This is a genomic window from Bradyrhizobium sp. 35, from assembly GCF_023073215.1.
GTDB lineage: Bacteria > Pseudomonadota > Alphaproteobacteria > Rhizobiales > Xanthobacteraceae > Bradyrhizobium > Bradyrhizobium canariense_D.
The window spans coordinates 1-5,560 of the sequence record NZ_JADPJC010000106.1 but is presented as its reverse complement, the minus strand read 5'-3'; the positions used below and the strand labels follow the sequence as shown (position 1 = coordinate 5,560).

General features: G+C 63.1%; 4 protein-coding genes and 2 pseudogenes. 3 read left to right on the top strand and 3 right to left on the bottom strand.

Annotated elements, in window-relative coordinates; all coding sequences use genetic code 11:
- A partial coding sequence (locus IVB36_RS21145; protein ID WP_247392922.1) for an FAD-dependent oxidoreductase occupies window positions 1-624 on the top strand: 624 nt, incomplete at its 5' end.
- 354 nt (window positions 625-978) lie between these two features.
- Here IVB36_RS21145 and ftsZ read toward each other — a convergent pair.
- From ftsZ to IVB36_RS21130, 3 genes and pseudogenes are all read right to left on the bottom strand, one after another.
- A complete protein-coding gene (gene ftsZ / locus IVB36_RS21140) occupies window positions 979-2,238 on the bottom strand; it encodes a cell division protein FtsZ (protein ID WP_247392921.1) in 1,260 nt (419 codons plus the stop codon).
- Between the two features lie 52 nt (window positions 2,239-2,290).
- Window positions 2,291-2,803 (bottom strand): hypothetical protein, encoded by a 513-nt coding sequence (locus tag IVB36_RS21135; RefSeq protein ID WP_247392920.1) that lies wholly within the window; start codon window positions 2,801-2,803, stop codon window positions 2,291-2,293.
- A gap of 123 nt (window positions 2,804-2,926) precedes the next feature.
- Window positions 2,927-3,063, bottom strand: a pseudogene (locus IVB36_RS21130) (DUF2235 domain-containing protein); the annotation flags it as partial.
- Window positions 3,064-3,262: 199 nt separating this feature from the next.
- Here IVB36_RS21130 and IVB36_RS21125 point away from each other — a divergent pair.
- Both IVB36_RS21125 and IVB36_RS21120 read left to right on the top strand, forming a co-directional pair.
- Window positions 3,263-3,937, top strand: a complete 675-nt coding sequence (locus IVB36_RS21125) for a hypothetical protein (RefSeq protein ID WP_027515982.1) — start codon at window positions 3,263-3,265, stop codon at window positions 3,935-3,937.
- A gap of 421 nt (window positions 3,938-4,358) precedes the next feature.
- A pseudogene (locus IVB36_RS21120) lies at window positions 4,359-5,472 on the top strand (IS3 family transposase).
- Window positions 5,473-5,560: the final 88 nt, after the last annotated feature.

Here is a 5,560-nt window from a genome sequence, read left to right as displayed (position 1 = left end):
CGTAATCGCCCTCCCGTAGACCTTGTAAACCCGCGAAATCATCAGGATGATCGGCGAGTCGTAGCATCGCTCGCGAGGCCTTCATGCGAAAATGCGAAGCTGGGCGCGCTGCTCAACGTGACCCGACAGGCGGTTAGCTGGTTCAAGCCGACCCGCCCTGACACTGTGGCGCTCGGTCGTTTCCCGATCTTCATTCTGGACCGAGGTCCGAACGATGTGGTCTACGGCTTTCCGGACTTCGAACAGTGCGGCGTCAAAGCGGCGCCTCACAACCACGGGCCCGTGGTCGGCCCCGATGACTGGGGTCCGCAGGCCACCGAGGCCGAACTCCGCTCGGTCGGCGATGCGTTGGCGGCCCTTGTCCCGGGCGCGGCCGGGCCAATCATCGATCGAGACGTCTGCCTCTACACCAACACCGTGCCCGCCGACCGCCTGCCCGATGCGGGCGAGGAATTCATCATCGATCGCTGGCCGGATTCCCGCCTAATCGTCTGCTCCGCGTGTTCAGGCCACGGTGCGAAGTTCGCGCCTGCCATCGGGCAAAGGCTTGCCCGACTGGCCACCGATCCGTCCTACGAAGCGGAGTCCTTCTTTCAGCTTTCCCGATATTCTCAATTCGCCTGAGCGGATATCGCGGCGTGGCCGGATCTGCTACGTGACCCTGGCGGTGTCACTGGCCGATATGTTCTGCGCCGGCAAGCTTCGGCGCGGGACCTCCGAATTCGCGCGCGAAGACTCTTGAAGCGCGAATTGAGCCTTGAGCCGTGGTGTGAATCGGCGTGGGGGTCCCGAGGCTGACCGGCACGATAAGTCTCTGATTCACATCACATTGGAGGGGGCATGCTTCGATGCCGATTCACACATTGATCCAGCAAGCGGCGAAGGGGTTAATCTTGAACGCTTGTTCACAATGGATCCCGGGCTCGCGACTTCGTCGCTCCCCGGGGATGACGACCGTAACTCCCCTCCTGCGACCGTTCAGTTGGCGGCGCGGCGCAGGAAGGCCGGGATATCGAGAATAGCCTCATCGGGCGCATTGCGCGCAGGGGTGCGGCCGTAAGGATCGAGCGGCTGGTCGGCCGCGTGGCGCGCATGTTCCGGAGCCGCCCTTGCCGGTTGCCCCACGGGCTGTCGCGCCTCGGAGCGGAGCGGCGGGCTTTCCACTTGCGGAAGGGGTGCACTGCGCTCGATGCGATCGGCGATGCGGCGGCCGTCGTTGCGCAGCCTGCCCGCGAGCTGGGCGATGGCGGTTTCCACCGGTTGCGCCTGAGACGCCGGGTCGAGATTATCGATTCCGGTGGCCACCACCGAGACGCGGACGATACCTTCGAGGCTATCGTCAAACGACGCGCCGACGATAATGTTGGCGTCCGGGTCGGCCTCGTCGCGAATGCGGGTCGCAGCTTCGTCGACTTCGTACAGCATGAGATCCTTGCCGCCGGTGATAGAGATGATGAGGCCACTGGCGCGCTTGATCGAGGGATTCTCGATCAATGGATTGGAAATCGCGGCCACAGCAGCGGCAAGCACGCGCTTCTCGCCGGAGGCCTCGCCCCGTCCCATCATGGCCTTGCCCTTCTCCTTCATGACGGAGAGGACGTCCGCAAAATCGAGATTAATCAGGCCTTCCTTGACGATGAGGTCGCTGATACAGGCTACGCCGGAATAAAGCACCTGGTCGGCAAGGGCAAAGGCATCGGCGAACGTGGTCTTCTCGCTGGCCACCCGGAACAGATTCTGGTTCGGGATGATCAGCAGGGTGTCGACCGTCTTCAGCAACTCGTCGATGCCGGCTTCGGCAAAGCGCATGCGGCGCTGGCCCTCGAAGTAGAATGGCTTGGTGACTACGCCGATCGTGAGAATGCCGAGCTCGCGCGCGATCTTAGCGACGATGGGGGCAGCCCCGGTGCCGGTGCCGCCGCCCATGCCGGCCGTCACGAACACCATGTGTGCGTCAGTCAATTGATCGCGGATCGTATCGATCGCCTCTTCGGCTGCGGCGCGTCCCAATTCCGGCTGCGAGCCGGCGCCGAGGCCTGCGGTCACCTTTGTGCCGAGCTGGATGAGGCGCCTCGCCTTCGACATGGCCAGCGCCTGCGCGTCGGTATTGGCGACCACGAACTCGACCCCTTGCAGCCCGGCAGTGATCATGTTGTTGACCGCATTGCCGCCGGCGCCGCCGACCCCAAACACGACGATGCGGGCCTTCATTTCGTGGATATCGGTGGTGCCAGTCATTCTTCCCTCGTGATTGCTCCGGCAAGCCGGGGATGGAGATGAGGATCGAGTGCTACCTGCGAGTCGCGCGGTCTGCTTCCACGATCGCAGCGGCCAGATGTCCCAATCGACGCGCGGCTTGTCCCGCGATCGCGCCGCCGGCGTGGCGACCGTTCCGCAGAACCGCCACTTCGTCTTCCAGTAGTGCCGCCCACGCATTGGCGGCCGTCGTCTCGGCGGCCGCCTGCGTCAGCTCGACGGCGAGGCGATCGGCGCGCTCGCGCTCGCGCTCGAACACTGCCCTGTAGGCGGTTGCGACTGCCTCGAGCCGCGCGACCTCCGCCTTGAATGCCTCGATCTTAACTGCTTCGATCTGTGTCAGGAAGGCATCGATCGGGTCTACCCGGCGGCCGCGTCTTGGGCGGGGTGTGCACCGGAGCTCGGGGACATCAACGCTCAACAGGGCCTTGCCGTCCTCCGACCGCGAGCGCGGCAACCGGCGGCGTCTCGCAAGCGAACGCGCGGCCTCTCGGGAGATATGGAGGCGGGCACCCAGATCGGCATAGGTCAACAACTCGACGCACATCGGCGCTTCTCCTGGAGCGAACCGGGAAGGCATTTCGAGGTAATGATGGCTGGACGATTACCGCAGGCTAGGCCGCGTTGGTTAATGGATGGTTAACGCGCGAGCGGCGCGGTTTACGAGTGCCGTCACCACCCCGACCCCGGGATCGCAAGATACCATCAGCCGCGGCGACGTCCTGTTCGTCTTGCGCTGGCAGCGATAGAGCTTGAGGACGTTGGAGATGTTTTCGGAGTTCTCGTGCCGGTGCCGTCACAGCAGATGACGAGGTATTTGGGCTCGGGTCTCGGTGCGTGCTCGGGATGCGCCTCCGGGTGATGCTACCGCGGCGATTATAGCGAAAATGGATGGCAGCGAGGAGACGAAGGCGGCGTCGCCGGCATGGTACCCCGTGTATCATCTGTTGACATTAACCACTTGTTAACCATGCCGGCGGCTAATGTGGACGAGTGGGGGATCACCATGTCGGCCCATGTGACGCGACCGAAGTTGATGCCTGTTTCGGCCGATCCAGCCTTTCGGTCGCTCAACCGGCTGGCGGTTCGCGCCAAGGCCGTCCTACAGACCAAAACGGCTGTCCTACGGAGCAAAGCCATGTTCGGAAAGGACGATTTAGTGGACAATCTCAGCCGCGATCTTGATCGCGCGCGCGGAAGACGCGATGCACTCGCATCCGAAGCCACGACGCTGACGGCCCAGATCGCCGAAATTGAAGCCCGCCTTTCGGAGGAGAAGACCAGGCGGGAGCGTGATCGCGTTTTGGGCGAAATCGAAGCGATAAAATCCCGAATCAGGCAAGCCGCCGGCGCGTTTGCACCCGTCGTGGATGGTCTCTCCAAGGCGATCGAGTCGGCTGCTGCAGTTGTGCCCGAGGCTCGCGAGCTCAATAGTTTCCTGGTGTCGGTGGCGACCGAAATCGACAGTGTGCTCGATCCCCTGCTGCGCGAACTGGATCAGCGCGCGGATGCGGTGCGAGTCGGCCACGTAGCGCTGGACCTCCCGAGTTCGTCCAATGAAGCTCCCATCGTGCTGCCGAAAGACGGCAACGAACGCCTGCTTCGCTTTCCAGCATGGCTGTCTCGCGACAAGGAGACGGACAAGGAAACAGCGGAGAGCCCGCGCAGCACGGCAGCGTGAACCTGGTGGGCGCCGTCGTCCTTGCGGCGCATCCTTCGAGACGCCCGCCCCAAAATCGCCCATTTTGCTGCGCGACCGGGTCGCAGTCGTGCGAGGCAGATGCTGGGTCATTGCCTAGGGTTGGTGCTACCGGCCTCAGCGTCGAGTTTACTAGTATGCTCTTGGCAAGCTCTGATTGGTGAGGACCAGCCGCTCACACAGTCCGTTCCCAGGTTCGAGTCCGTGCGGATCATTGTGCGGCGTTCGTTGTGCCGCTGAGGCGGTTGCCGAGGTCTGTGACGTGCTGGACTCGACCGGGGATGCGTACCCGGAGTGTCACTCAGAGCTCGGGTAGGCCATCTACTCATAGGTCGAGTGCTGTGAGCTGCTGCCGGTTTGATGGACACCAAGATTGGGTGTTTTATCGAGCCAGAGGTGGGTCATGCAGAGACGGAAGTTCAGTCGAGAGTTCAAGATCGAGGCGGTCAAGCTCGTCAGGGAGCGCGGGGTATCTGTGGCGCAAGCTGGCCGAGACCTGGGCGTTCATGAGAACGTGCTGCGCAAATGGGTGAAGGAGTTCGGCTTCGACGCTGCGCAGTCCTTCCCCGGCCACGGGCAAATGAAGCCTGAGCAATTGGAGATCGAGCGGCTGCGGCGCGAGGTCAACAAGCTGAAGGCGGAGCGGGATATCCTAAAAAGGAAGCGACATGAAGTTCGGCTTCATCGCGAAGCACCGGGGCATCTGGCCGGTGGCATGGCTATGCGAAGCGATGGGCGTGTCGCGGTCGGGCTTTCATGCCTGGCTGAACCGATCGCCCAGCGCCAGATCCCGAAGCGACGAGACCGTAGGCCAGCAGGTCAAGGTCAGCTTCCTTGCCAGTGACCGGACTTACGGCGCGCGGCGCGTCTGGCGAGACCTTCTGGCGGACGGCGTCGAATGCGGCCTGCACCGGGTCGAACGGCTGATGCGCCTGCAGGCCCTGCGGGCGCGGCCACGACGCCGGCGTCTGCCGAAGGACGCAGGCCATCGCCAGATTGCGAACGTGGCGTCGAACCTTCTGGATCGGCAGTTCGAGGCCGAGCGCCCGAACCAGAAGTGGGTCGCCGACTTCACCTACATCTGGACGGCTGAGGGCTGGCTCTATGTGTCGGCGGTGATCGACCTGTTCTCGCGCCGGGTGGTCGGCTGGTCGATGAGCGCCAGCATGACCGCCCAGTTGGTTGCGGACGCCCTGTTGATGGCGGTCTGGCGGCGCGGCAAGCCGGATGCCCTGATGCATCATTCCGATCGCGGCAGCCAGTACGTCAGCGAGCAGTTCCAGCGCTTGATGGCTGATAGCGGCATCGTCTGCAGCATGAGTCGGTCCGGCAACGTCTGGGACAACGCGGCGATGGAGAGCTTCTTCTCGTCGCTGAAAACCGAACGCACCGAGCGCAAAACCTATCGCACCAGGAACGAGGCCAGAGCAGATGTGTTCGATTACATCGAGCGGTTCTACAACCGCGCATCAGAACACCCATCTGTCTATGTTGTTGAAGAGAAACGACTTTGCTGATTGGGATTCGATCCCGTGGGGTATCTTGGGTTCTGTCGCGCTCGTTCGGCGATAGATCGAGCAGCAGTTGTTATCAGCGAGCTGCGGG